Source organism: Caulobacter sp. SSI4214 (assembly GCF_012184455.1).
Taxonomy (GTDB): domain Bacteria; phylum Pseudomonadota; class Alphaproteobacteria; order Caulobacterales; family Caulobacteraceae; genus Caulobacter; species Caulobacter vibrioides_E.
This window is the reverse complement of sequence record NZ_SZWJ01000010.1, coordinates 54,928-81,788: the sequence shown is the minus strand read 5'-3', so window position 1 is coordinate 81,788 and position 26,861 is coordinate 54,928. Positions and strand designations below refer to the sequence as shown.

20 protein-coding genes are annotated in these 26,861 nt (G+C 66.9%); 6 read left to right on the top strand and 14 right to left on the bottom strand.

The window, feature by feature from the left end; all coding sequences use genetic code 11:
• Positions 1-157: 157 nt before the first annotated feature.
• The 5 genes from FCU40_RS05085 to FCU40_RS05065 form a co-directional block, all read right to left on the bottom strand.
• Entirely contained in the window at positions 158-2,128 is a 1,971-nt protein-coding gene (locus tag FCU40_RS05085) for a glycoside hydrolase family 3 N-terminal domain-containing protein (protein WP_241693547.1), read from the bottom strand.
• 77 nt (positions 2,129-2,205) lie between these two features.
• A complete protein-coding gene (locus FCU40_RS05080) occupies positions 2,206-4,395 on the bottom strand; it encodes a TonB-dependent receptor (RefSeq protein ID WP_168073324.1) in 2,190 nt (729 codons plus the stop codon).
• A 361-nt stretch (positions 4,396-4,756) separates the two neighbouring features.
• Positions 4,757-5,809, bottom strand: a complete 1,053-nt coding sequence (locus FCU40_RS05075) for a LacI family DNA-binding transcriptional regulator (protein ID WP_168073322.1) — start codon at positions 5,807-5,809, stop codon at positions 4,757-4,759.
• Positions 5,810-5,955: 146 nt separating this feature from the next.
• Positions 5,956-8,274 (bottom strand): TonB-dependent receptor, encoded by a 2,319-nt coding sequence (locus FCU40_RS05070; protein ID WP_168073320.1) that lies wholly within the window; start codon positions 8,272-8,274, stop codon positions 5,956-5,958.
• 105 nt (positions 8,275-8,379) lie between these two features.
• Entirely contained in the window at positions 8,380-10,914 is a 2,535-nt protein-coding gene (locus FCU40_RS05065; protein ID WP_168073318.1) for a TonB-dependent receptor, read from the bottom strand.
• Positions 10,915-11,180: 266 nt separating this feature from the next.
• Here FCU40_RS05065 and FCU40_RS05060 point away from each other — a divergent pair, with 266 nt between their 5' ends.
• The 4 genes from FCU40_RS05060 to FCU40_RS05045 all read left to right on the top strand — a co-directional run bounded on the left by FCU40_RS05060 (position 11,181) and on the right by FCU40_RS05045 (position 14,613).
• A complete protein-coding gene (locus FCU40_RS05060) occupies positions 11,181-11,753 on the top strand; it encodes a sigma-70 family RNA polymerase sigma factor (RefSeq protein WP_168073316.1) in 573 nt (190 codons plus the stop codon).
• Positions 11,707-12,723, top strand: a complete 1,017-nt coding sequence (locus tag FCU40_RS05055; protein WP_168073314.1) for a FecR domain-containing protein — start codon at positions 11,707-11,709, stop codon at positions 12,721-12,723. Before FCU40_RS05060 ends, FCU40_RS05055 begins: the two co-directional genes overlap by 47 nt.
• Before the next feature lie 130 nt (positions 12,724-12,853).
• Complete coding sequence (locus FCU40_RS05050; RefSeq protein ID WP_168073312.1) at positions 12,854-14,335, top strand: amidohydrolase; 1,482 nt, start codon at positions 12,854-12,856, stop codon at positions 14,333-14,335.
• Positions 14,336-14,424: 89 nt separating this feature from the next.
• Positions 14,425-14,613 (top strand): hypothetical protein, encoded by a 189-nt coding sequence (locus tag FCU40_RS05045; RefSeq protein ID WP_168073310.1) that lies wholly within the window; start codon positions 14,425-14,427, stop codon positions 14,611-14,613.
• A 133-nt stretch (positions 14,614-14,746) separates the two neighbouring features.
• On the opposite strand, the gene FCU40_RS05040 is transcribed toward FCU40_RS05045, so the two are convergent.
• The 8 genes from FCU40_RS05040 to FCU40_RS05005 form a co-directional block, all read right to left on the bottom strand.
• Positions 14,747-16,333, bottom strand: coding sequence for an EAL domain-containing protein (locus FCU40_RS05040; RefSeq protein WP_168073308.1), 1,587 nt, complete (start codon positions 16,331-16,333; stop codon positions 14,747-14,749).
• 450 nt (positions 16,334-16,783) lie between these two features.
• Positions 16,784-18,346: a glutamine-hydrolyzing GMP synthase gene (gene guaA, locus FCU40_RS05035; protein ID WP_168073306.1), complete on the bottom strand. Its 1,563-nt coding sequence runs from the start codon at positions 18,344-18,346 to the stop codon at positions 16,784-16,786.
• A gap of 43 nt (positions 18,347-18,389) precedes the next feature.
• Positions 18,390-19,667 (bottom strand): RsmB/NOP family class I SAM-dependent RNA methyltransferase, encoded by a 1,278-nt coding sequence (locus FCU40_RS05030; RefSeq protein WP_168073304.1) that lies wholly within the window; start codon positions 19,665-19,667, stop codon positions 18,390-18,392.
• Positions 19,667-20,062, bottom strand: a complete 396-nt coding sequence (locus FCU40_RS05025) for an MAPEG family protein (RefSeq protein WP_168073302.1) — start codon at positions 20,060-20,062, stop codon at positions 19,667-19,669. The genes FCU40_RS05030 and FCU40_RS05025 overlap by 1 nt, the downstream gene beginning before the upstream one ends.
• A gap of 3 nt (positions 20,063-20,065) precedes the next feature.
• The gene (guaB, locus tag FCU40_RS05020; protein WP_004620639.1) at positions 20,066-21,529 is read right to left on the bottom strand and encodes an IMP dehydrogenase; all 1,464 of its coding nucleotides are present in this window, start codon (positions 21,527-21,529) and stop codon (positions 20,066-20,068) included.
• A 143-nt stretch (positions 21,530-21,672) separates the two neighbouring features.
• Entirely contained in the window at positions 21,673-22,092 is a 420-nt protein-coding gene (locus tag FCU40_RS23220) for a hypothetical protein (RefSeq protein WP_241693546.1), read from the bottom strand.
• Positions 22,093-22,416: 324 nt separating this feature from the next.
• Positions 22,417-23,133, bottom strand: a complete 717-nt coding sequence (locus tag FCU40_RS05010; protein WP_168073300.1) for an RlmE family RNA methyltransferase — start codon at positions 23,131-23,133, stop codon at positions 22,417-22,419.
• Complete coding sequence (locus FCU40_RS05005) at positions 23,130-24,236, bottom strand: Ppx/GppA phosphatase family protein (protein ID WP_004620643.1); 1,107 nt, start codon at positions 24,234-24,236, stop codon at positions 23,130-23,132. The genes FCU40_RS05010 and FCU40_RS05005 overlap by 4 nt, the downstream gene beginning before the upstream one ends.
• Before the next feature lie 162 nt (positions 24,237-24,398).
• On the opposite strand from FCU40_RS05005, the gene hspQ reads away from it, so the two are divergent.
• A complete protein-coding gene (gene hspQ / locus FCU40_RS05000) occupies positions 24,399-24,728 on the top strand; it encodes a heat shock protein HspQ (protein WP_168073298.1) in 330 nt (109 codons plus the stop codon).
• A gap of 82 nt (positions 24,729-24,810) precedes the next feature.
• A complete protein-coding gene (gene phhA / locus FCU40_RS04995; protein WP_168073296.1) occupies positions 24,811-25,689 on the top strand; it encodes a phenylalanine 4-monooxygenase in 879 nt (292 codons plus the stop codon).
• On the opposite strand, the gene FCU40_RS04990 is transcribed toward phhA, so the two are convergent.
• The gene (locus FCU40_RS04990) at positions 25,650-26,855 is read right to left on the bottom strand and encodes an acyltransferase family protein (protein WP_168073294.1); all 1,206 of its coding nucleotides are present in this window, start codon (positions 26,853-26,855) and stop codon (positions 25,650-25,652) included. The two genes, phhA and FCU40_RS04990, sit on opposite strands and share 40 nt — an antisense overlap.
• Positions 26,856-26,861: the final 6 nt, after the last annotated feature.

Genomic DNA, 26,861 nt, shown 5'->3' with positions numbered 1-26,861 from the left:
AGCGTCAGCGCCTTGTCCAGCACCGCCGCCCGCTCGTCCGGCGAAAGCTTGGCGTCCATCCAGGGCCTCGACGGCGTCTGGCCAAACGAAGCGGTGGCGAAGGCCAGCACGGCCAGGCTCGAGGCGGCTTTCAGCGTCCGGTGCACGGCGAACATCCTCAGTAGGTCAGGCCAAAATGGATGGGATAGAGCGGGTCCTTGCTGTCGTGCGGCGCGTCCTCGGCCTGGGCCTCTACGGCGGCCATGGACGATGGCAGCTCGAACGGCAGCTTGCCGCGCGGCGGGGCGACGCCGGTCAGCGCGTCGAGGAAGGCGTCGTCGCCGGCCCCGAAGTCGCCAATCAGCGCCGAGGCCTTGTCGCGCACATTGGTCAGGATCGCCGGTCGATCCAGATAGACCGAGACAATGGTCGGAACCTTGGCGGAGGCGGCCTTGATCGCCTCGTAGTCGGCCGCGCCGTCGTGGAACGACAGGTCGCCCTCGTGTTGCAGCGTGCCGAAGATGAAGTTCGGGTGCAGGGTCTGGAACGGCGTCGATGTGCGGATGATCGCCAGGTCCGCCTGGGCCAAGTCCTCGACCGGAACCAATCCGTGGGCGCGCGCGACCGCCGGCGAGACGCCCTTCAGCCAGACCCTGCGCGCCGCGGGTTTCAGCGGCAGCAGACCGTTGCGGTTCTCCAGCAGGGTCAGGGCCGCGCTCTGGGCCGCGCGCCCCTCGGCCACGAACGCCTTGGCGCCGACGACCTCCGACGCGGCCTTGGGGTCGACATAGGGATTCTCGAACAGGCCCTGCTGGAACTTGATCGCCAGGATGCGGCGGGCGGCGTCATCGATGCGGGCCGGCGCGATCTTGCCGGCCTTGACGGCCGCCACCAACTCGGCCGTGTCCTCGACGCCCCCGAACTGGTCGAGCCCGGCGTTGACGCCCTTGGCGTAGCGGTCGACCTTGGCCAGATCCTCGACGCCCCAGGCGGTCGAAAGGCCCTCGAAGTTGGGCTTGACGCCCGGCGGGAACCCATTGCGGCAGATCGCTGAACAGTCGTTGGTGATCGCCCAGTCCGAGATGACGATCCCCTTGAAGCCGTGCTTGACGCGCAGTTGGTCGGTCAGCAATCGCCGGGAAAAGCCCGAGCCGACCTGCTCCAGCGGCTGGCCGTCCAGGCTGAGGTCCTTGAGGATCGCATAGGTCGGCATCACGCCCACGACGCCGGCGGCGAAGGCCTGGTCGAACGGCTTGACGTGGAGATCAAACTGGCCAGCGGGAAACACGGCGTAGCGGCCATAGCTGTTGTGGCCGTCGAAGCCCTTGGCCGAAGCGCCATAGCCGACCCAGTGCTTGACCACGGCCGAGACCCCATTGGACGCGAGACCGGTCGCTCCGCCTTGAAAACCCTGGATATAGGCCTTGACCAACACGCCGACCTGTTCGGGATCCTCGCCGAACGTGCCGCTGATCCGCGACCAGCGTGGCTCCGTGGCGAGATCGGCCATCGGCGACAGGGCCTGATGGATGCCGACGGCGCGGTACTCCTGGCGGGCGATGTCGCCAAAGCGCCGGACCAGGGCCGGGTCTCCTATGGCCGCCAAGCCCGTGGCCTCGGGCCACTGGGAGAAGCCGCCTCCGGCGACGCTGGCGCCCGCCACGAATTGGAAGTGATGGCGCGGGTCGGTGCTGATCGTGGCCGGCACGCCCAGCCGCCCCTGCTCCGCGACCGCCTGAACCGCGTTGTTCTGCTCGGCCAGCCAGGCCGGGTCGCCGGCCAGGCGGGTGATAAAGGTGGTGACGTGACGCTCCAGGATCAGCGGCTTCAGCTTTTCGAGGTCGTAGCCCTGTCCGCGCCCCGGGACCATGCCGCCGACGGCCGGCAAGGTCCCGTGCATCATCTCGCCGGCCTTCTCTTCCAGCGTCATGCGGGCCGCTAGATCGGCGGCGCGGCGATCGGGCGACAGCCGCCAATCCTCGTAGGGGCTCAGCTTTCCGTCGCGGTCCAGGTCGCGGAATTTCAAGCCGTCGACGGTGATGATCTTGACGGTCCGGGCGCCCAGCGTCGGCTGATCGGCGGCCTGGGCCGCCGTCCCCACGACGGCGAAGGCCGCGGTCGAGATCAGAACCCTTTTCAGAAGACCCACGCGGAACTCTCCAACCTTGAACAAGAAGCGCCCCCGGCGGGCAGGACCGCCGGGGGCCAAGCGGCGTCTTGGAAGCGCTAGAACGTCACGCCCAACCGCAGGCCATAGGTCCGCGGCGGGGCGTAGAACTCGCCGTTGCCATTGGTCGCCAAGCCCGTGGTCGAGTTCGGCGACGAGGCCGTGCGAACATCGTCGTTCTCGAGATTACGGACATAGCCCTGCAGCGACCAGCGATCGTCGGCATTGGTGTAGGTCAGGCTCAGGTCGGTCTTGGTGAAGCCGTCCTGCCTGTTCTGGGCGAAGCCATGGTACTCGAGGTTCTTGCCGCTCTCGTAGTGGGTCTGCGCCCGGCCCACCAGCTTGCCCCCTGACGCGATCTCCCAGGTGTGCTGATAGCCGACATTGAGCGTCCACTCGGGCGTGCGCGCCATGCGGCAGCCCGAGAAGTCCGCCGCGCGCGGCGCGGCCGACGCCCAGTTGGCCTTGAAGCAGGCGGGCACGGTCGCGTTGGCGTTGTTGTTGGAGAACGAGTCCCCCAACGGCAGCAGGAAATCCTTGTACCGCGCGTGCAGCCAGCCAAGCGTCGCGTCCACGCGGTCGCTGTCAGTGATCACCAGGTTGCTTTCGAACTCGACGCCGTAGACTTGGGCCTTCTTGGCGTTGAGCGTGACCGTGGCGTTCTGGCCGGCGATCACGCCGATCGCCGAGACCTGGAAGTCCTTGTAGTCGTAAAGGAAGCCCGAGGCGTTCAGTTGCAGGCGGTTGTCAAGGAAGCGGTTCTTCACGCCCGCCTCATAAGAAGTGATCTTCTCGGGCTTATAGGTGTTGGCGCCGACGCCATCGAAATAGCCGCCCGCCTTATAGCCCGTGGCGACGTTCGCGTAGACCATCGAGGCGCTGGTCAGGTCGAAGTCGGCGCCCAGCTTCCAGTTCGTCGCGCTCCACTTAGCGTCGGCCAGGTTCTTGACCACGGTCGCGGTAATCGCCCCCGCCCCGTTGGTCAGGAAGGTGCCGCCGTCGCGCGCCTTGTGATCCTCGGTATAGCGCAGGCCCGCCGTGACGCGGAAACGGTCGGTGACCGAATAGGTGCCCTGGCCGAAGGCGGCGGTCGACTTGGCCGTGACCTCCGGCTGGATGAATGACAGGTACGAGTTCGTGGCCAGGAAAACGCGGAAGTCGACATTGTTGTTTTCGCTGAAGCGATAGGCGCCGACCACCCACTTCAGCTTGCCCGTGTCGCCGCCCAGGCGCAGTTCATGCGACCAGGTATAGTCCTTGCCCTTGAAGTAGTTGGGCGCTCCCGTGCTGGCGTTCTCGCCCGATCGGTCCAGGCGCGAGAAGTTGTAGCCGGTCAGATAGGTCAGCGTCGCGAAGCCCAGGTTCCAGTCGACCTGACCATGCGAACCGAAGAATTTGTTGTTGCGATAGAGGTTGGTGGCGCAGTTGCAGGTCCAGGGATCGCCGGTGACCAGACTGGTCCCGTAGGTCTGGTCGCCGCCGCCGGCGCCGCCCTGGTGCAGGTAGTCCGCGCCCAGATGGACCTGGAAGTTGTCGCTGGGCTTCCAAAGCAGCTGGATTCGGGCGGACTTGTCGTCCTGATCGTAGCGATCGTTGCCGCCGGTGCCGGGCCCCTTGTTGATCGCCTTCACATAGCCGTCGTGGCGCGACTGCTGGAACGCGGCGCGCACGGCCAAGGTGTCGCTGATCGGCGCGTTGAACATGCCCGAGGTCGTCAGGGCGCCATAGTTGCCGACGTCGACCGAGCCGGAGCCCTCGTAGTCGAACTTCGGCTGCTTTGTGATGACGTTGATGGCGCCCGCCGTGGCGTTGCGGCCGTACAGCGTGCCTTGCGGCCCCCGCAGCACTTCCACTCGGTCGATGTCGTAGAACAGCGCGCCCACCGAGGTGGCGCGGGCGATGTAAATGCCGTCGATGTGATAGGCCACGGCCGGATCGCCGACCTCGGTGGTGTTGGTGCTGCCGATGCCGCGCAGGAACACGACGGCCGCGCCGGAACCGCTGGAGCTGATCTGCAGGGCCGGCACCTGGGCCGACAGATCGACCACGGTCTTGATGCCTTGAGATTCCAGCTTGTCGCCGGTGACGGCCGACACCGTCAGCGGCGTCTTCTGCAGATTTTCGGAGCGGCGCTGGGCCGTGACGACGACTTCATCGAGCTTCACGCCGGCGGCCTCCTGGGCCATGGCGACGGGCGCGTGAAGGCTCACGGCCGCCGTGGCGGCCGACGCTAACAACAGATTCCGCATGATCTTTCCCCTTATCCTGCCTGGACACCCGCCACGTCGGCGCTTGGCCGGAACGTCGTGGCGTCCAGTCCCCGCGCCGCTTTCGCGACGCTGTTGCGTTTCCTCCGACCCCTGTTTCGGGGCCTTGTAACTCCGCCGCCTTATACGCTCAGGGATCTCCCGAGCGGCTTACGACAACGTTGTCTTATCTAGTCATCACGGCACGACAACGTTGTCTATGGAGAAATTCATGACAACGCTGTCCACCCCTTTCCGGCGCGAGGAGCCTAAATGCTCGACAAACCGAGCCAGACGTAAATTGAACCCTAGGACTAAGCGCGCCAGCAATATTCAGGCGTTTTCCCCGCCCTTCCGCGCCAAATCAGCGCCTGGGCGGCGCCGCCGAGTCTCTGATCATCGGCGTGTAGTCCAACTGCCGAATGGCGGTCCGGCCGCGGAATCGTTCGTCGCCGAAACCGTCGATCAGGATATCGACGGCAGCCTCGGCCATCTCGGCGGTGGGCTGGCGGATCGTGGTCAGGCGCGGCCAGGCCGCCTCGGCGGCCGGGGTGTCGTCGAAGCCGACCACGGACAGGTCTCCGGGCAGCGACAGACCGTGCTTGGCGGCGGCGGCCAGAACGCCCATGGCCATCTCGTCATTGGCGGCGAAGATCGCGGTCGGTGGTTCGGGCAGTCCCAGCAGGCCTTCGGCGGCTTCGAAGCCCGAGAGACTCCGGAACGCGCCTTGTACGATCCATTCCGGCCGGGGTTCGGCGCCCCGCTCGCGCAGGGCCTCGACATAACCCTGCCGACGCCGCGCGGCCGAGCCGTGGTCGGCGGGACCGTCGATGAAGGCGATGCGCCGATGGCCCATGTCCCATAGTCTCAGGGTCTGTTCGCGCGCGGCCGCTCGGTCGTCCATGAAGACATAGGGGGAGCGCTCGAAATCCCTATCGGGCGCGATGCGAACGTAAGGCAGCCCCGCCGTCTCGATCGCGGCGAGGACCTCCGGGTCGTCGCAGGTGGGCGGCGTCAGCACCACGCCATCGAATCGCGCCTCCCGCAGGCTCTGGGCGAAGGCCTGAACGCCGCCCATCGCGCCGGGCGTTCGCACTTGTTCGACAACGAGGTGATAGCCGGCCCGCCGACAGGCCCGCATGGCCCCGACCTGAACCTGGCCGACATAGTAGTAAGCGCCCACCTCCAGGAAGATGACCCCGATCAGATAGCTACGCCGGCTGGATAGCGACCGGGCCGAGGCGTTGGGCCGGTAACGCAGGCGGTCAATGATAGCCTGAACCCGCGCCCGCGTTTCCGCCCCGACCCCCTCCTCGCGGTTGATGACGCGCGAGACCGTCTTGATCGAGACGCCGGCCTGTCTGGCGATATCGACGATCGTGACCGAGGTGCTGACGGGAGGGTCTTCGTTCCGCATGGCCCGGGGCGCTTGATCGAAGCCGCGCGGACGCGGCGCGCGGCGGGACGCCTCGCTGGGTCGGTGTAGCGGTTTTCGGACAAACTGTTGAGGGCCGATGCGCCCGAAGGCGAACGGGCGGACACACGGTCCGCCCGCCCCTTTCTCTAGAAGCGCTTGCGAACCGAGAAGCCGGCCGTGCGCGGGTTGATGCTGACGGCCTGCTTGGGGTTGTTCAGCGCCGAGGTCACGCTCATCAGGCCGACCTCGTTGGTGATGTTGTTGACGAACAGATACGCGCCCCAGTCAGGCCCTTCGACGCCCGCGCGGAGATTGGCGTAACCGTAGTCGCCCTGCTTTTCGTAGTAGACGTAGGTCGGCCGGAATTGCGACGCGGACTCGCCGACATAGGCGTAGTCAGCGCGGACCAGACCGTTCAGCTCGCCCTTCAACGGCCAGGTGTATTCGGCCGAGGCCGAACCGCTGAAGTCGGCGACGTTGGGGAACTTGTCGCCGCTCAGACCAGTCGAGCCGGTGATCAGGATGGTGGAGTTGGCTTGATCTTGGGTCAGCTTGGCGTCGACGAAGGCCGCGGTGGCGTTCAGCGTCAGGCCGGTGACCGGACGGGCCGTGGCCTCGATCTCCAGCCCCTTGATCTTGGCGGTGCCGGCGTTGGTCAGGTAGCTGAAGGCGCCGTTCGCGCTGGTCGCCGAGATCTGCATGTTCGACCAGTCGATCTGGTAGGCCGCCGCGTTCAGGGTCAGGCGGCGGTCGAACCACTGGCTTTTGACGCCGGCTTCGTAGTTCCACAGGCTGTCGGGTCCATAGGCCAACAGCGCGCTAGCCAGTCCCGGCACATTGTTCGCGCCGCCGGGCCGGAAGCCCTTGGCCGCCAGGGCGTAGACCATCACGTCCGACGTCACCTGGTAGGAGACGTTGAACTTGCTGACCCAGCCGCTGGCGCTGGCGTCGACCTGCGCCGGCGGTCCGACATAGGACTGGGTGATGAAGTTGCTGATCAGCACCTGACCCGAAACGGTCTTATCGTAGTTGAACCGCCGCACGCCGGCCGTCAGGGTCAGCTTCTCGATCGGCTTATAGGCGACTTCGCCAAAGAAGGCCGTCTGCTTGGTGTCGGTGCCGACGTGCCGCCAGGCCGTCAGGTCGTTGGGGTTGATCACCCCGGTGGCGGCGTCGGCCTTGGCCACCCGGCTCTCGATATAGTCGGAGCGGTCCTCGTAGTAGACACCCCCGGTCCAGTCGACCTTGCTGTCGAACAGCGACCCGTTCAGACGCAGTTCGTGGTTCCACGAGGTCAGGCCCATCGGCTGGTAGAGCGCCCCCGGAATGCGGCTGTCGGCATAGGCCGTGTACTGGGCCATCTGAGCGCTGGTGCAAGCCGGGTTGGTCGTGCCGGCCGCGGGCGCGCCGCCGGCGATATAGTTTCGACACGAGGTGGCGTTGGCGCGACTGGCGGTGAGGGTCGGGCTGTAGTCCGAGTTCCGCAGCAGCGTCCACTTGTAGTACGACGAGGTGCCGGTCAGGGTCGCGAAGCCCAGGTCCCACTTGCCCGTGACGTTGTACATTCGCAGGTTATCGCTGGTCGGGGCGATGACGCGGGCGTTGGTCGAATAGGATTTGGCCCCCAGGGCCGGATACCAGCTGTTCTGGCCATCCAGGGTGGTCTTCTGGAACAGGCCCGTCGCGGTGAAGGTCAGCTTGTCCGTGGGCGTGAAACCCAGCATCAGGCGGCCGCCGTTCGAGTGTTGGCCGTTGATGTCCTTCTTGTTCAGCGTGATGTCGTCGATGTAGCCGCCCTGTTCGGCCTTATAGAGCACCAGGCGGGCGGCCAGCTTGTCCTGGATCAGCGGCACGTTGACCATGCCCTTGACCGAATAGCCGGGCGCGCCGTCCTTCTGGATCGTCCCCTGCGCCTCGACGGCGCCGGCATAGCGGCTGGAGTCGGGCTTGTTCAGGATCACCCGCAGGGTGCCGCCCATCGAGCCCGAGCCGTACAGCGTGCCTTGCGGCCCGCGCAGCACCTCGACGCGCGCGGCGTCGAACAGGTTGACGTCTGCGCTGGTCGAGCTGGCGTCGGCGGTCGTGCCGGCCGGACCGGTCAACGGGGTTTCATCGTAATAGAGGCCCACCGTGGCCTCGCCGGCGCTGCGCACGCCGCGCAGGGTCAGGCGGCGGCTGGTCGGCGAATTGCCGTCGACCTGCAGGTTCGGCACCGTGCGGAAATAGTCCTGAATGCCCGAGGCGCCGATGGCCTGCAGCGACTTCTCGGTCACCGCGCTGATGCTGATCGGGGTGGTCTGGACGGTGGTCGAGCGCTTCAGCGCGGTGACGACCACTTCTTCGATCGTACCGTTGTCGGCCGGCGTGCTGGCCGCCTGCTGGGCGAACGCGTGGCCCGCGACCAGGCTGGTCAAGGCGCTGGCGCCCATGGCCGCGGCCCGAAGCCCTCGAAGCTGCACTTTCATTTTTCTTGATCCCCTCTTGTCGGTCCGCTCGACGGCGGCCTGAAGGATCAGACGCAAGCGCGGGCGGGTCCCTCACCGCCCGACGCGAAAAAGGCGGCGTCCGGATCAGAAGCGGCGCTGGAACGTCAGGCGCAGCGTGCGGGGAGCGACCCCGAAATATTCGATGGGCCCGGAGGTGTTGCGCGCGGCCGACGCTCGGCCCGCGCGATCCAGCAGGTTCTCGACCCCGGCGTCTACCGACCAGGCGCCGCCCGCCAGCCCCGCGCTGGCGCCGAAGACCGCGAAGCCGCCCATCTTGATGTAGTCGGCGTTGCCCGGATTGAACGATGAGCGCGCCAAGCCGCTATAGGCGCCGTCCAGACGCAGGCGTCCATCGAGTCCCGTCGCCAGCCTCCAGCGTCGCTCCATCGAGGCGGTGGCGGCCAGCTTAGGCACGACCGGCAGGCGGTCGCCCGCCAATCCAAGGCCGATGGCCGTGTTGGTGATCTGGTCGGCGGTCAGGCGCGCGTCGGTCAGGGTCAGGCTGGCGGCGAAGTCCCAGCCCGCGACACGCTGAGCGCTCGCCTCGAACTCCAGACCGCGAATGCGCGCCGCGCCGATATTGGTGACGTAGTTGAAGGCGCGGTTCTGCGTCTGGGCCGCGTACTGCATGTCGCGCCAGTCGATCTGGTAGAGGGCGAGATTGGCGGTCAGGCGGCGATCGGCCGACTGGGCCTTCAGCCCCAGTTCGTAGTTGTTCAAGCGATCGGAACGATAGACCGCCAGCCCATCCGGCAAGCCCGGCACCACATTGACGCCGCCCGGCCGAAAGCCCTGCGAAACCTGGACATAGCTGAAAAGACCCGGCGAAAGCTGATGGCTGGCCAGCGCCTTCAGGCTCCACCCACGCTCCTGGCCGCGCGCGTCGATCGCATAGCCCGCCCAGGTGCCGGAAACCACATTGGGCGTCTGCACCCCGCCCCGGTCGCGCTTGACGTAGTCGAAGCGGCGCGCGCCCAGGGTCACGTCGGTGTCGGCGGCGACCGCGTAGGAGACCTCGCCGAAGACCGCGCTCTGGGACAGGTGGTTTTCGATGTCGCGCCGCCCGATCAGGACCGGCGGCTCGATCAAAGCGCCGGTCAGCGGATCGACGTGGCGGACCTGACTGTCGATGCGGTCGAAACGCACTTCGCGGTAGACGCCCAGCGTCCAGCTCAGGGGCCCCGCGCCAGTCGAGGAGGCCCGCGCCTCGTGGATCTGGGCAGTCAGCTCGGCCGGCTGGTTCAGGATCGCCGGATAGACGCTGTCGACATAGGCCGCGTAGCGCCGCATCTGGTCGTCATCGCACGCATTGGCCACCGCGAACAGGCGGGCGCAGCCGGCGGGATTGGTCCGCTCGCCCAGCAACACGCCGCTGTAGTCGGAGCGTCGCGTCAGACGCCAACGGTACCAGGACGAGACGGCCGTGACATCGACGGTGGAACCTCGCCACTTCAGCGTGGCCGAGGCCAGGTCGATATCGCCGTCGAAAGGCGCGCGGCCCGCATGGACGGTGCGCCAGGGCCCAGCGGTATCGTTCCAGCCGGAGATGTCGGCGCGATGATTGGACTGATGGGTCGCCGAAACCAGCAGCGAAACCGCCCCGGTAGGCGCCCAGAAGGCCGCCAGGCGCGCGCCGCCGACCCGCGCGACATCGACGTCCTTTATGCCAAGCCGCGTGTTGTCGATCGCCCCCGGGCGGCGCTCGTCATAGGCCGTCAGGCGCACGGCGAGCCTGTCGGGAATGATCGCGGCGTTGAAGATCGCCGCGCCGCCAGCCCCCTGCCCGCCGTGCGCCACGGTGGAGGCCGAGACGTCGATGGCGCTCGCGGTCTGGGTCGGATCGGGGTGCTTGAACAGGATCCGCAGCGCCCCGCCCATCGCGCCAGAGCCATATAAGGTTCCCTGCGGGCCGCGCAGCAGCTCGATGCGATCGACATCGACCAAGGCCAGCTCAGGCGACATCACCCCCGGGTCGGCCGTGGTGCCGACCGGTCCGGTCATCGGCGTCTCGTCATAATAGAGGCCGGTCGTCGCCTCCCCGGCCCCATAGACGCCCCGCAGCACCAGGCGCGCGCCGAACGAGGTCGAGACCAGCTTCAACCCCGGCAGCAGCGGCGCGGCCTGCTCGATCTGGGTCGCGCCCAGGCGCGAGAGTTGCTCGCCGCCGACCACCACCATGCTGACCGGCGTCCGCTGGGCCAGGCTGGAGCGCTTCAAGGCCGTGACGACGACAAGATCCAGATCGACCGGCGGCGGAGGCGGGGGTGGCGACGCGGGCTCCGTTGTCGGCGCCGCCTTCGTCTCCGGTACGATCAGGAATCCGCGTCCTTGCAGTCGAACCGTGAGCCCTGAGCCGTCCAAGAGCCGCGCCAAGGCCGCCTCGGCCGTGAACACGCCGCTGAGCGCCGGGCTTCGCCGCCCTTGAGTGAGCGCGGGACTGAAAAGGATTTCGCGATCGCTGCGCAACGCCAGCTGGTTCAGCGCCTGTCCCAGCGGCTGGGCGGGAATGTCGAACCGGAGAACGGCCTCCCCCCGCCGCGCCTCCCCCCGCGTGATCGAAGGCGCGAGCGCGCCGACGGCGGCGGCGCAGAACAGGGCCGAGACGACGCGGCGCCTCACGGGCGCTCCCGAGCCTCTGGACCTGACCACACGCGAATCCAACCTCCCCGATGGCTTGAAACAACGCCGTCGAAGGCGATGACCATGCCTTATTTCGCCGTTCGCCCCTTCGTGGGTTCGCCGTTCCGGCCCCTCAAGATCGCTTGTTGCATAGGGACTAGGCAACCGTTGCTTCTTCGATCGCGGTGAGTTCTTGCGCGAACACGCGGCTTGACACGAGGGAAAGGGCGATTTCACCTCGCTGTCATGATGTTGGGGCGTGAGAGATGATTGGGGGCGGCCGGAAGGTCGAGCCGTCGGGCGACGAGGCGCTCGCCGACAGCGGCGCGCGCTTCACGCCCGCCCTGCGCGCCTTCTTCTCGCGCCGCGCCCCGGCCGGCGACGTCGAGGATCTGGTGCAGGAGGTCCTCCTGCGCATCCAGAAGCGCAAGCCCGCGCCGATCGTGAACAATGTCGAAGGCTATCTCTTCGAGGTCGCCGCCAATGTGCTGATCGATCGGAGCCGCCGCGATCGGACCCGCAGAAGGTCCGACCATTGCGAGCTACAAGATTTTCATCACCCCGTTGATGAAATGTCTCCGGAGCGCGTCTTACAGGGACGCGAACAGATAGCGCGGGTTCTGGCGACGCTGGAGGCGCTGCCGGAACGCACGCGGCGGGTTTTCATTCTCGTGCGCTTCGAGGAGATGAGCTACAAGCTCGTCGCCCAGCGCTTGGGGATTTCCGTCAGCGCTGTCGAGAAACATGTGATGAAGGCGCTGCGTCAACTGCACGCGCGTCTGCGGGACGAGGATGAGGTCGACCACGTCGGGCACAGAGACACACGGCGACCCGGATAGCGCCGCGGCGACTTGGTTCGCGCGCCTGCACGGCGACGACGTCTCCTCAAGAGACCGGCTGGACTTCCAGCGATGGCTCGAAGCCGATCCGCGCCACGCCCAGGCCTGGGACGGCGTTCGCGGCTCGTGGAACAGCCTCGCGAGCCTTGAGCGCGATCCCCGCCTCGCCGCCCTGCGCGCCGACGCTCTTTCCGCCGCCGACCATCGCCCGCGACGTCTCGACCGCCGCGCCCTGGGCCTGGCGGCCGCCAGCATCGTCGCCCTGGCGGGCGGCGCGGTTCTGGGCCGGCGCTGGCTGGGCGGCGAAAAGACGACCGCGCCGGACGAACCCGTCTTCTCCACGGCGATCGGCGAGCGCTCGACCTTCCGCCTGGCCGATAATTCGGTCGTCACCCTGGGCACCGACTCCGCCCTGCGCGTCAACCACTGGGGCCAAGAGCGCCGGCTCACCCTGCTGCGCGGCCAAGCCTTCTTCCAGGTGGCCAAGGACCCGTCGCGCCCGTTCATCGTCGCCGTCGCCGACAAGAGCGTGACGGCGGTCGGCACGGCCTTCGATGTGCGCATGGATCCGGGCAAGCTGTCGGTCACCCTGGTCGAAGGCCGCGTGCGGATCGCCGGCGCCTCGCCCAGCGGCCAGCGGCGGGTCGAGATGAGCGCCGGCTCGCGCTTCGTGGCCGCCGATCGCGCCGACTGGTCGATCCAGCCCGTCGACACCGCCAAGGAGTCGGCCTGGCTGGGTGGGCGGCTGGTCTTCGACGGCGAGCCGCTTTCGGCGGTTGTGGCGGAGATGAACCGGTTTTCCGAGCGCAAGCTGTCCGTGGCCGATCCCGCGCTGGCGGCGACCCCGGTCAGCGGGGTCTTCAAGACCGGTCAGATCGACGCCTTCGTCGCCGCGCTGAAGACCTATGGCTTGGCCGAGGTGGGCCACGCCGACGCCAATCGGGTCGAACTGGTGCGTCCCCGGGCCTAATCGCCGCCGCGATCGGAAAAAATTCCCGCCGACAGGGTGAGGTTGGAGCGACCGCTTGCGTCGATAGGATAGCCGCCCGCGATCACGAGGTTCGGAGCGGCGCCCATTCGATACCTCGGGGAACCGTTCGATGAAGCCTTCCACCCTGAAGCTCGCTCTGCTGTCCGCCAGCATGGCGGCGGGCATGTTCGCGCCCCAGGCCTTCGCCAAGCCGATCACCGAGGCCGATCGCGTCCAGATCTTGAAGACCGTCGACGCCGACGCGCCGCAAATCCAGGACGCGGCCCTGAAGATCTGGGGCTTCGCCGAGGTGGGCTACCAGGAGACCAAGAGCTCGGCCCTGCTGCAGGGTCAGCTGAAGGACGCGGGCTTCGACGTGAAGGCCGGCGTGGCGGGTGAGCCGACGGCCTTCGTCGCCAGCTTCAAGAATGGTCCGGGCCCGGTCATCGCCATCCTGGCGGAATTCGACGCCCTGCCCGGCCTGGCCCAGACCGCCGATCCAGTGAAAACCCCCATTCCGGGCCAGCCCGCCGGCCATGGCTGCGGCCACAACCTGTTCGGCGCTGCCTCGGTGGGCGCGGCCGTCTCGCTGAAGGCCTGGATGGTCAAGAACAACATCAAGGGCGAACTGCGCGTCTACGGCACGCCCGCCGAGGAAGGCGGCTCGGGCAAGGTCTATCTGGTGCGCGCGGGCCTGTTCAACGACGTCGACGCCACGCTTCACTGGCACCCCAACAGCGAGAACACCGCCGTCCAGAGCGTGTCTCTGGCGAATATCAGCGGCAAGTTCCGCTTCCACGGCGTCTCGGCCCACGCCGCCGCCGCGCCCGAAAAGGGCCGCTCGGCGCTGGATGGCGTCGAGATCATGGACGTCGCGACCAACTTCCTGCGCGAACATATCCCCGAGCAGACCCGCATCCACTACGTGATCACGTCCGGCGGCTCGGCCCCGAACGTCGTCCCCGACTTCGCGGAGGTCTATTACTACGTCCGCCACCCGGATCCGGCCGTGGTCAAGGAAGTGTGGGGCCGCGTCGAGAACGCCGCCAAGGGCGCCGCCCTGGCCACCGGCACAACGGTCGACACCGAGATCACCGGGGGCGTCTACGCCCTGCTGCCCAACGACACCCTGGGCCGGGTGATGGACGCCAATCTGCGCAAGGTCGGCGGCATCACCTGGACGCCGGAAGAGATCGCCTTCGCCAAGAAGATTCAGACCACCCTGGTCAATCCGCCGTCCGTCGACACCGTCAAGACGATCGCGCCCTACAAGATCGAGATGGAAGGCGGCGGCGGCTCGACCGATGTGTCGGACATCAGCTGGGTGACCCCCACCGTCGGTCTGGGCACCGCGACCTTCGTGCCGGGCTCGGCGGGCCATAGCTGGCAGAACGTCGCCGCCGCCGGCATGTCGATCGGCGTCAAGGGCGCGGTCAACGCCGCCAAGACCCTGGCCCTGACCGGCGCGGACCTGTTCTCCAATCCCGACGTCGTCAAGAAGGCCAAGGCCGAGCTGGAGCAGCGTCGCGGCCCGAACTTCACCTACAAGGCCATGCTGGGTGATCGCCCGCCGGCCCTCGACTACCGCAAGCCCGCGGCGGGTCGCGAATAAGGATCGCTCCCTTCCCCGGCGATCCTCAGCGGCCGGCGCATGCCCTCCACGGCGCCGGCCGCGCCCTCTTTCATCCCTCGGAGTTTGGCGTGACCCAGACCGTCACCATCAGCCGCGAGCGCTTCGAGACGCTCAAGAACGCCCTGCCAGCCGTCACCCGCGAGCACCTGACGCGCGTCTACGGCATCAGCGAGACCACCTGGACCAAGCTGCGCCGAGGCGAGCCGATCAAGCTGAACACCTGGGAACGGATGCTGGCCCGACTGGCGCGGGCCTAGCCTCTAAGGAGCAGAAGGCCCTAAAGCGCGTAGGTTTAAGCGTGAGCGGAAAAACCGCTCGAAATCGATCTAAATATTTGAATTTAAGCCCTTTTTATCCGCTTCAAATGATTCCGTTTGAAGCGGAAAGGCCCTAGCCCCACTGCTCCACTTCGCCCCGCCGTCTGGCGAGAAGCGGCCCCGAAGAGGCAGCGCTGGCGGATGTCCACTCCGGCGTCGCGGTCGGCTTGCCGAAGTGCCAACCCTGCCCGTAATCGACCCCTAGGGCGCGCGCGGCCTCGGCGACTTCCTTGGTCTCCACGCCCTCCGCGATCGTCTTGACGCCGAGGTCGGCGCACAGCGCCACCACGTGGCGCAACACCGCCGCGTCTCGACGCTCGCCGAGCTGGGAGATGAAGCGGCCATCGATCTTGACGAAATCGACCTCGAAGTGACGCAGATAGTCCAAAGAGGCCGATCCGGCGCCGAAATCGTCGATACAGACGGCGAAGCCCATGTCCCTGAGCGCGCCGATCGCGCGGCTAGCCAGGGCCAGGTCGGAGAAGGCCTTGGTCTCGGTGATCTCGAGCAGCAGGCCCCGACGGATCTTCTGTCCCATATGCGCCGCGCGTTGAAGATGCGCCCTCACCGCCGGCTGCAGCAGCGAGATCGCGCTGATATTGGCCGCGATCATCACCGGCTTGGCGGCGCGCGCCAGGACATCGCACACGGTGTCGATGACGGCCATGTCGAACTCGATGATCAGATCCAGCTCTTCGGCCAAACGTATGCTATCGGCTGGGCTGCTCTCGCCGTCGAACCGGGCCAGGGCTTCGAAATGGTGGAGCCGGTCCGAACCGATCGCCACGATCGGCTGATAGACCAGCTTGAAGGACCGCTCGTCGAGCGTGCGGCGGAACTCGGTCACCTGGCGGACCGTGTCCGACATCACCGCCGCGAAGCCTTGGGCCACGACCGTCGGCCCCGCCGTCAAAAAACGGTCCAGGGCGAAACGCATGGCCTTCAAGGCCGTTTGCGGCTCACCGGTCGAGAAGTCCAGACGCGCGTGTTCCGACGAAACGCCGGGTCCCGCCGCCGCGGCCAGCCGGTCGCCCAGTTCCTCGAGCGAGACGGCGGATTGGCCGAGCATGGCGAACTTCTCGTCGGCCACCTCGACAGCGCCGACGCCATCCCGAGACGCCAGCCTGAGGAGGCTCGACAGGCGTTGCTGCAGATCGCCCGCCGCCGACGGGTCAAGTTGCGACAGCACCCGCGCCAGTCCCTTGAGTTCGATCAGGTCCAACGGCCCCAGCTCCCCCTGGTTGATAGACGCCTCGGCCACGGCGTTGAAATCGTTAGCCGGAACCAGCCCCCGCGCGTCGCGCGCGGGACGCCCATGTCCCGCGCCGCCGATGGATATGGAGCACGAGACCCGCGGAGGATTCTGTGGCAACCGAAATAGCGAAAGATCCGCGAAGCGCTGAAGCCGCCGCCCCTCGCCGGAGGCCAGCGCCATGCGAACAGGTCCGTTGCGCTTACCCGGCCGCAAGGCTTCCAGCGCCGCCCGCAAGGTCGCCTCCTCGCTGGACGCGAACAGCTTGCCCCAGCCCTGACCGACGAGGTCGGCATCGCTCTTGCCGGTAATCTGCTCGACCGCGCCAAGCACGAAGGTGATCACGCCCGCGTCATCGATCTCGAAGACAAGGTCCGCGCCCGCGAAGGCCAGCCCAAGCAATCGCATTTTTTCGCGTTTGTCAGTCATAAGCGGTGAGGCCCAGTCGCCCTTTAAGCTTTTACGATTTCATTCGACAGACCTAATACTAAGGTTGAAACTCTGAATATTCCGGAATGGGAACGTAAAATTCCGGGTTGAATTGTAAAACCTTGCAAACAAGGGCCTGCATATTCCCTCCGGAACACCCGGCCAACGAGAACCCGTCGCCACCAACACGCGTGGAGACGCCCATGACTGATCCGTATACGACCTTGGCGCGTGAAGGCTTCCAAGCGCGCGGATTCGCCCGCCAAGGACCTTATCCTCGTCGGCTGGAGCATTTCCGGCGAAGCACGCGCCGGTTGGTCATGGCGCTTTCCGGCGAAAGCAAACGCCGGGTCGCGGAAAGCGCCCCAAATTGTGGCTTCTGAAATACCCTATGCGCTTGGACGAGCGGCCGAGCCGGACAGGCTCAAATCATTCCCACTCGATCGTGCCCGGCGGCTTGCTGGTCACGTCGTAGACGACCCGATTGACCCCTCGGACCTCGTTGATGATGCGCGTGGCGGTCTTGCCGAGCACGGGCCAGGGAAACTCGAAGAAGTCGGCGGTCATGCCGTCGGTCGAGGTCACCGCGCGCAGGGCCAGGACGTTCTCGTAGGTGCGGGCGTCACCCATGACTCCCACGGTCTTGACCGGCAGCAGCACGGCGAAGGCCTGCCAGATCTTGTCGTAGAGCCCGGCGTTGCGGATTTCCTCCAGATAGATGGCGTCGGCGTCCTGCAGCACCTTGACCTTCTCGGGCGTGATCTCGCCGGGAATGCGGATCGCCAAGCCCGGCCCCGGGAACGGATGGCGACCGACGAAGGCGGGGGCCAGGCCCAGCTCGACGCCCAGGGCGCGGACCTCGTCCTTAAACAGCTCGCGCAGCGGCTCGACCAGCTTCAGCTTCATGTAGTCGGGCAGGCCGCCGACATTGTGGTGGCTCTTGATCACCGCCGAGGGACCGCCGCGCGCCGAGACGCTTTCGACGACGTCTGGATAGAGCGTGCCCTGGGCCAGGAACTCGGCTCCGTCGATCTTGGCCGCCTCCTTGTCGAAGACGTCGATAAAGAGCTTGCCGATGGTCTTGCGCTTGGTCTCCGGGTCGCTGACGCCCGCCAACTCGCCGAGGAACAGATCGCCAGCGTCCACGTGGACCAGCGGGATGTTGTAGTGGTCGCGGAACAGGGTGACGACCTGGTCCGCCTCATTCTTGCGGAGCAGACCCGTGTCGACGAACACGCAGGTCAGCTGGTCGCCGATCGCCTCGTGGATCAGGACCGCGGCCACCGAGCTGTCGACGCCGCCCGAAAGGCCGCAGATCACCTTGCCCGAGCCGACCTGGTCGCGGATCTTCTGGACCATCTCCTGGCGGAAGGCCGCCATCGTCCAGTCGCCTTTCAGGCCGGCGATGTTGAACAGGAAGTTCCGGTACATCCTGGCCCCGTTGACGGTGTGGTACACCTCGGGGTGAAACTGCAGGGCGTAGATCTTCTTCTCGTCATTGGCGATGGCCGCGAACGGCGCGCCGGTCGAGGTGGCGACGACCTCGAAGCCATCCGGGATGGCGGTGACGCGGTCGCCGTGGCTCATCCAGACGGTTTCCAGCTCGCCGACGCCGGCCAAGCCTTCGAACAGCGGACTGACCTTGCCGATCGTCAGCTCGGCGCGTCCGAACTCGCCGGCATGGCCGCCCTCGACCTTGCCGCCCAGCACGTCGCACAGCAGTTGCTGGCCATAGCAGATGGCCAGCAGGGGCAGGCCAAGATCAAAGAGCTTGCGACCGATGCGGGGGCTGTCGGCCTCCAGCACGCTGGACGGCCCGCCCGACAGGATGATGGCGCTGGGCTTGTACGCGTCGACGATGGCCTCGGCCTTGTCGAACGGGTGGATCTCGCAATAGACGCCGGCCTCGCGCACCCGCCGGGCGATCAGCTGGGTCACCTGGCTGCCGAAATCGACGATCAGGACGCGCTGGTGGTTCGGTTCGGTGGTCATCGGCGGGTCTCCAGCGGTCTCTGTTTCGGTCGGGCGGTTGCGGTCAGGGCGTATAGGACGATCGCTCCAGCACGGCGGCGAAGAAGCCGTCCGTCCCGGCGCGGTAAGGGGTCAGGCGCAGATAGCCTTCGGGCGTGACGTGCGTGACGCCGTTCAGGGCGATCGGCTTGACCGTGAATTCGGGATGGCGCTCAAGGAAGCCGGCGACGCGGTCCTCGTTCTCCTCGGTCAGCAGCGAGCAGGTCACATAGACCATCCGGCCGCCCGCCTTCACGAAGGTCGACGCATCCTCCAGAACGCTATCCTGCTCGATCTGGCGCTTGGCCAGCTGATCGGGCGACAGGCGCCACTTGGCGTCGGGGTGGCGGCGCCAGGTGCCCGCACCCGTGCAGGGGGCGTCGACGAAGACGACGTCGATCTTGCCCTCCAGCCCCTTCAGCGGCGTGGCTTCGATCGGCGAGCGGATCTGCAGGTTGCGGACCCCCGCCCTCTGGCCCCGACGGATCGTGTCAGCCAGGCGACGCGCGTCGGCGTCGTGGGCGAAGATCTGGCCGCTGTTGCCCATGGCGGCGGCCAGGGCCAGCGTCTTGCCGCCACCCCCGGCACAAAAGTCCAGCACCTGCTTGCCCTTGACCTCGCCGGCGACGGCGGCGGCGATCTGCGAGCCCAGGTCCTGGACCTCGAACCAGCCCTTGGAAAAGGCTGGCACCGCCTCGACCGATGGCGTTCGGTCGGCGGCGGCCGGAGCGGGTATACGGAAAGCGTTGGGCAGAATGCCGGCCGGGGCGGCGTGGATCGGCGCCAGGGCCTTGGCGGCGCGCTCGGCGTCCGTCTTCAGCGTGTTGACCCGCAGGTCCACGGGGGCGCGCTCGGACAAGGCGCGCATCTCGGCGGCCTGGTCGGCGCCGAGGGCGCGCGCCAGATGCTTCTCCAGCCAGTCGGGATAATCGCCCGCCACGGGCGCCGGCGCGCCGACCAGCGAAACGGGATTGGAGAGACGTTCGCGCTCGGCGTCGGTCAGCGGACCAAAGCCGTGCTCCTCGGACGCCGCCTCGGCGATGCGCTCGGGGCTCCAGGACCATACGAAGGCCAGGACGCCCAGCATGACGCCGCGCGGGCTGGCGTCGCCCATCATCCAACCCAGGGACCGCTTTCGACGCAGGGCGTCCAGCAGCAGGCCCGACACGAAGGCGCGGTCCTTGGAACCCGCGTAGCGGGCGGCCTCCCCCCAGCGCTTCAGCGCCATCTTGGCCGGAAAATGCCGCGTCTCGATCTCGGTCAGAACCTCGATCGCCGCCGAAACCCGTCCTCCATCCCGCATCAGACCACCAGGGCCGAGAGGAGCGCCAGGATCCCGACCATGGAGGCGACCCAGACCAGGCTGCGCAGGTAGGGAACGCCAAGGGCGTACAGCGGAATATAAAGAGCGCGCGCGGCGACATAGAGCGCCGCGCCATAGGCGGTCAGATCGCCGAGGCGCCCGCCCAGATAGTCGACCACAACCAGGGCCGCGAAGAACGGGAAGGTCTCGCGGAAATTGGTGAAGGCCCGTTCGAGACGCCCCGCGACGCCAGTCAGCACGATAGGCTCGTCGCGGGGACCGGCGTTCCACTTCAGACCGCGCTGCGGCTGGGCGGCCGCGGCCGCCCAGACCAGGTGGACCAGCCCGATCAGGACCGCCGCCGCCACCATCTGCAGCTCGAACGCCATGCGCATCGGCTAGACCGCGCTCGGATAGTTCGGGGCTTCCCGCGTGATCATCACGTCGTGGACGTGGCTCTCGCGCAGGCCCGCGCCGGTGATCCGGACGAACTTGGCCCGTTTCTGGAGCTCGGGGATGTTTGGCGCGCCGACATAGCCCATGGCCGCGCGCAGGCCGCCGACCAGTTGGTGCAGCACCGGCGAGATCGGGCCCTTGAACGGGGTCTGCCCCTCGATGCCTTCCGGCACGAGCTTGAAGTTGTCCGTCACTTCCTTCTGGAAGTAGCGGTCGGCCGAGCCCCGGGCCATGGCGCCCACCGAGCCCATGCCGCGATAGCTCTTGTACGAGCGGCCCTGGTACAGGAACACCTCGCCGGGCGCCTCCTCGGTGCCGGCGAACATCGAGCCCATCATGGCGGTCGAGGCCCCGGCCGCGATCGCCTTGGCCAGGTCGCCCGAGTACTTGATGCCGCCGTCGGCGATGATCGGCGTGTTGCTCTCGCGACCGGCGCGCACGGCTTCCATGATCGCGGTCAGCTGCGGCACGCCCACGCCCGCGACGATGCGGGTGGTGCAGATCGAGCCCGGACCGATGCCGACCTTCACCGCGTCGGCGCCGGCGTCGATCAAGGCGCGGGCGGCGTCGTAGGTCGCGATGTTGCCGGCCACGATCTGAACGCGGTTGGCTTCGCGCTTCAGACGCGAGACCGCTTGAGCGACCTGGCTGGAGTGGCCGTGGGCGGTGTCGATGACCACAACGTCGACGCCGGCGTCCACCAGCCCCATCGAGCGCTCGAAACCGGCGTCGCCGACGGTCGAGGCCGCGCCGACCAGCAGGCGGCCCTTGTCGTCCTTGGCGGCCAGCGGGTGGGCCTGGGCCTTCTCGATGTCCTTGACGGTGATCAGGCCGACGGCGCGATAGGCCTCGTCGACGACGATCAGACGTTCGATCTTGTGCCGGCGCAGCAGCTCGCGCGCCTCGGCCTGATCGACGCCTTCGGGAACGGTGATCAGGTTGTCGCGGGTCATGATCGCCGAGGCGGGGACACTGGCGTCGCCCTCGAAGCGCATGTCGCGATTGGTGACAATGCCGACCAACTTGCCCGAGCCGCGCTCGACCACCGGGAAGCCCGAGATCTTGCGGCGAGCCGTGATCTCGCGGATCTCGGCCAAGGTCGTGTCGGGGTGGATGGTCAGCGGATTGATGACCATGCCGCTTTCGTACCGCTTGACCTCGCGCACCTGGTCCGCCTGCTCCTCGTTGGTGAGGTTGCGGTGCAGGATGCCCAGGCCGCCGGCTTGCGCCATGGCGATGGCGAGGCGGCTTTCGGTCACCGTGTCCATCGCGGCGGACACGAGCGGAATGTTCAGACTGATTTCACGCGTGAACCGGGTCTCGGTCGTCACCTGGGTAGGCATGACGTCGGACGGGCCGGGTTCGAGCAAAACGTCGTCGAAGGTCAGGCCTTCGCGAATCTCCATCGGAGTCTCCATTTTGCGGCGCGGATATAGCCGCGAGGCCGGCGGTTGTCGACCCGCCGGATCGCTAAAATGGAGATGAATTTTCGCCCGATCGAGGATCGCGGCGCCGGCTTGCTCCGCCGACGCCGCGTCTAGAACACGATTTAGGCCGGCTTGGCGCCCGGCGTGCCGCACTTCACGAACTTGCCCTTACCGTCCTTGCAGCTGGCGGGCTTGGCGGTCGCCGCCGCGGCCGGCGCTGGGCACTTGATGAACTTGCCCTTGGCGTCCTTGCACTGGGCGGGCTTGGCCGCCGCAGCGACCGTGGCGGCCGGCGCCTTGCTCATCGACGCGGCGGGCGGAGTCGTCGCCACGGCCGGCGTCGCCGCCGTTTCAGCCGAGGCCGGGCACTTGGTGAACTTGCCCTTGGCGTCCTTGCACTGCGCCGTCTTGGCGGGCGCGGCGGCCGCGGTCGGGCACTTGGCGAAGCGGCCTTTGGCGTCTCGGCAGGTTTCGGCGAAGGCGCCGCTGGCGGCCGTGAGACCAAAGGCCAGCGCGATGGCGATACTTAGGGTTTTGGACATGGGAAGCCTCTGATGGCGACGCGTGGAAGCACGCACATTGGATGCTCACGCTCATTCGGCGTCCATCGCAAGAGTTCTAATTGTTAAATGGCCGGCGAACTCTAAAGACTAAAAGTAGCATTTCATCAAATTAGTCAATTTAGGATTGATCCCGCCAACTCCAATAAATTTCGCGCAAGGCGAGATTCCATAAATACTCAATTTTAAGAATAAAACATCAAGGCGCTACCCGCTAAGATTGCGAAGCGCCCACGACAGACATCGCCTGATGAAAGGCCGCGCGTGGCCTTAAGGGCAGTTCGATAGAGCCGCGTCCGCCGAGCCCTAATTCCCGCGTCCCTTGAAGCCCGTCGCGACCAGGAACACCTCGGAGCTGTCCTGCCGGCTGGCCTTGGGCTTGAAGTGCTGGACCTTGTCGAAATGGCGCTTGAGCCGGGCGATTACATCGGCCGTCTCGCCCCCCTGGAAAGCCTTGGCGACGAAGGCGCCGCCTGGCTTGAGCACGTCGATGGCGAACTCGGCGGCGATCTCGATCAGGCCGACGATGCGCAGGTGGTCGGTCTCGCGATGCCCGACGGTATTGGGCGCCATGTCCGACATCACGAGATCTGGCTCGCCGCCCAAGAGCGCCAGCAGCTTGGCCGGCGCGTCGGGGGCGGTGAAGTCCATTTCCAGCAGATGAGCTGGGGCCACCGGATCGACCGGCAGCAGGTCGATGCCCACCAGGCTGGTCACGCCCCGCTCGACGGCGATCTGTAGCCAGCCGCCCGGCGCGCACCCCAGGTCGATGACCTTCGCGCCCTTGCGGAAGAAGTGGAACTTCTCGTCGATCTCGCTGATCTTGAAGGCCGCGCGGCTGCGGTAGCCGAGGGCTCGCGCCTTGGCCGAAAAGGGGTCGTTGATCTGGCGCTCCAGCCAGGCCTGCTGGCTGGGCGTGCGACCGTAGGCGGTCTTCAGCCGCGCGGGCTTGCCGCGACCACCTTCGGTTCCGCCAACTGGCGGTTTGACCATGCGCTTGCGGGGCGGCTCTTCGTCGCTCATGCGGCTTCCGGCTTCTTGGATGCGCCGCCGCGACGGCGCCGGCGCGGGCGCTTCTGCTGGTCGGACATCAGGGACATCAGGAGGCCCTCTCTAAGCCCTCGATCGGCGACACGCACGCGCGAACAGGGCCAAAGCTCTTGAACGGCCTGCAGGATCGCGGCCCCCGCAAGGACCAGATCCGCCCGATCGGAACCGATACAGGGCTCGGCGGCGCGCTCGGCCGAGGTCAAGGCCAGCAGGCGATGGGCGGCGGCGTCGCAATCGGTCCGATCCATCCAGAGCCCGTCGACGATGTTGCGGTCGTAGCGCGGCAGGCCCAGGTGCAGCCCCGCCAGGCTGGTGATGGCGCCCGACGTGCCGACCAGATGCGCCCTGCCCCGCGCGAAGATCTCGCGCATCGGCTCGGCGTGCGGAAAGGCCTCGATTCGAGCCTTTACGTCGTCGACCATGGCCCGGAACCAGTCCGGATTGGCGCGCTCGCCCTCGGGAAAGCGTTCGGCCAGGGTGACGACCCCGACGGGAATCGACAGCCAGGCCTTGATCGGCAGCTTCCAGGCCGCGAATTGGCGCGGCTTGGCGTCGAGACCGTCGCCCTTCAGATCGACCCAGGACAGCTCGGTCGATCCGCCGCCGACGTCGACCACCAGGGCCGCGTCCTGCTCGCGGTCGAACAGGCTCATGCAGCCGGCCACCGACAGCTGGGCTTCCTCGCGCGGGCTGATGATCTGCAGCTTGAGACCGGTCTCCTCGTGCACTCGGCGCACGAAGGCGGGACCATTGGTCGCACCCCGGCAGGCCTGGGTGGCCACGGCCTTCACCCGCACCACCTTGCGACGGCGAATCTTCTCGGCGCAGACCTTCAGGGCCGCCAGCGAGCGGTCCATGGCCACGTCGGAGAGCTGGCCGCTCTGCGACAGCCCCTCGCCCAGACGCACGATGCGGGAATAGGCCTCGACCACGCGAAAGCCGCGCGGCGTGGGCGTGGCCACCAAAAGGCGGCAGTTATTGGTCCCGAGATCGAGCGCCGCGTAGCACGGCGTCTCGACCGGCGACCGCCGGCGCCGCCCGTTCGGGGCGCCGGGCGCGCGCGGCGCCTCCGACATGGTTCAAACCACCTGTCTCGCAGGCGTCGCCAACAACGCGACGCCTCACTTCGAGTCGACCATAGCACGCCGCTCGCCTGTCGGAAGGCGCCCGCTTGTCTTCCGGGTTCGGAAGTCTCACCGTTCAGGTTTCAGTCAGGTCCCGCGCACTATCGTTTCCACATGAACTCGAGACTCGCCAAATTCGCGATTGGACAGGTCGTCAGGCACCGGATCTTCCCGTTCCGAGGCGTGGTGTTCGACGTCGATCCGGTTTTCGCCAATACCGAGGAATGGTGGCAATCGATCCCGGAAGACATCCGGCCGACCAAGGATCAGCCCTTTTACCACCTGCTGGCCGAAAACGAGGACAACAGCTACGTCGCCTACGTGTCCGAACAGAACCTGTTGCCCGACGATACGGGGAAGCCGGTCGGACACCCGCAGACCTCGGTGATCTTCGAGTCATTCGACCACGGGCAGTACAAGCTTCGTCCCCGGATCTCGCACTAGCCCGCAAAGTCTATCCGACAATCCGCGCATTCAGCGCAAACTCCGAACAGCTTTTGCGAAATTCGGGGCGTAGCGTCGTTTCATGAGCGGAGATGGCTTTAGCAACGGGCCGCCCCCGGGCGCCCGCCCCGACTGGACGATCGATCAAGGCTGGGAAACCTACTCCCAGGCCGAGCACGACGTCTGGATCACGCTGTACGAGCGTCAGGCCGCCATGCTGCACGGCCGGGCCTGCGACGAGTTCATGCGCGGCCTCGACGCGCTGGACCTGCACCGCGCCGGCATCCCCGACTTCGCCCGTATCAACGAGGAACTGCAGCGCCTGACGGGCTGGAGCGTCGTCGCCGTGCCGGGCCTGGTTCCCGACGACGTCTTCTTCGATCATCTGGCCAACCGCCGCTTCCCCGCCGGCCAGTTCATCCGCAAACCGCACGAGCTGGATTACCTGCAGGAGCCGGACATCTTCCATGATGTCTTCGGGCACGTGCCGATGCTGACCGACCCGGTCTTCGCCGACTACATGCAGGCCTATGGCCAGGGCGGCCAGCGCGCGCTCGGCCTCGGCCGCCTAGCCAACCTCGCCCGCCTTTACTGGTACACGGTGGAGTTCGGCCTGATGAACACCCCGGCGGGCCTTCGCATCTACGGCGCCGGCATCGTCTCCTCGCGCGCCGAGTCGATCTTCGCCCTGGACGATCCCTCGCCGAACCGCATCGGCTTCGACCTCGAGCGGGTGATGCGGACGAACTACCGGATCGACGACTTCCAGCAGGTCTATTTCGTGATCGATTCGATCCAGACCCTGCAAGAGGTCACGCTGCGCGACTTCGGCGCGCTCTACCAGAATCTGGCCGGCGCCACGGACATTGGCGTCGCCGAGATCCACCCCGGCGACGCCATCCTTACGCGCGGCACCCAGGCCTATGCGAAGGCCGGCGGTCGGCTGGCGGTCGCCAGCTGACCTTTCAAGCCGAACAAAATCCGCACGCCCGGAAGCCGCCGCGCGACCTCGTAGGTGACAAAACAGCCAGCGAAGGTGGCGGCCACCAGGATCGCCGCCTCCAATCCCAGCGGCAACCTCAGCTTGGCCAGATGATGGGCGAGGACGACGATGATCGTCTGATGGACCAGGTAGAACGGGAAAACGCCGGCCGTCAGATAGCGCAACACGGGACCGCCTCGTGTCAGATGCTTGGCCCCAAAGCCCAGAATGGCCACGATCGCGCACCAGGTGTCGGTCGCGTAGACGAAGCGCATCGCCTCGACCAGATGAGGCGTCGGAATGGGCGCGTCATGGCGATAGGTCCAGACATAGCTGGCCCAACCCGCCCACGCCGCGGCCGCCATGATCAGCGCCGGCCAGCGAGCGGCGATCATTCGCTGCTTCAGAACCTCTGACTTGGCCAGACCAAAGCCGAGCAGGAAGGCGCTGAACGACACCGCGTGGACATAGTGGTCGCCGATCAGGGCGTGGGTCTCTCCAAACCGGATCAGCAATGCGCGGGCCAAACCCAGAAAGGCGATCGGCCAAACGAACAGCCCCCAACGCGTCAGGACGCGCTCGGCGCCGGCTTGAACGTGTTCGCCCGCCCGCCTCCAGACCAGAAGCATCAAGGCCAGCACGAGGGTGTAGAACAACAGATAGGCCACGAACCACATGTGGTTCCAGGTCGGCGTGATCAGGCAGTGGCCGTCTACCCCGCACCAGTGACCTTGGGCGGTTATGTAGCGACCCCAGAAATTGTCGACGCTCAGAGACGTCCCAGGATGGGCGGCGACGTACTCGACAACCTGATAGTAGGACTGTGGCGGCACGACCACGATCATGGCGAACAGCAGCGGCGGCAATAGCCGAGCGACCCGCGCGGCGGCCAGCTTCCCGCTCGTGGTCCTGTCGGCCATGAACCGCGTCGCCGCGCCCGAGACCAGAAACAGCAGCGTCAGCCGCCAGGGGTTGGTCATCAGCATGAAGGGGATCAGCCCCTCCACGATGCGCGGCGACTTCACATGCCAATCCCACGGCACATAGAACATGCCCGTGTGGTAGAGGATCAGCAGAAAGAACGCGCAGACCCGAATCCAGTCGAGGTCATGGCGCCGATCGAGAGGCGGGGCGGTTTGGGTCATGAGGGG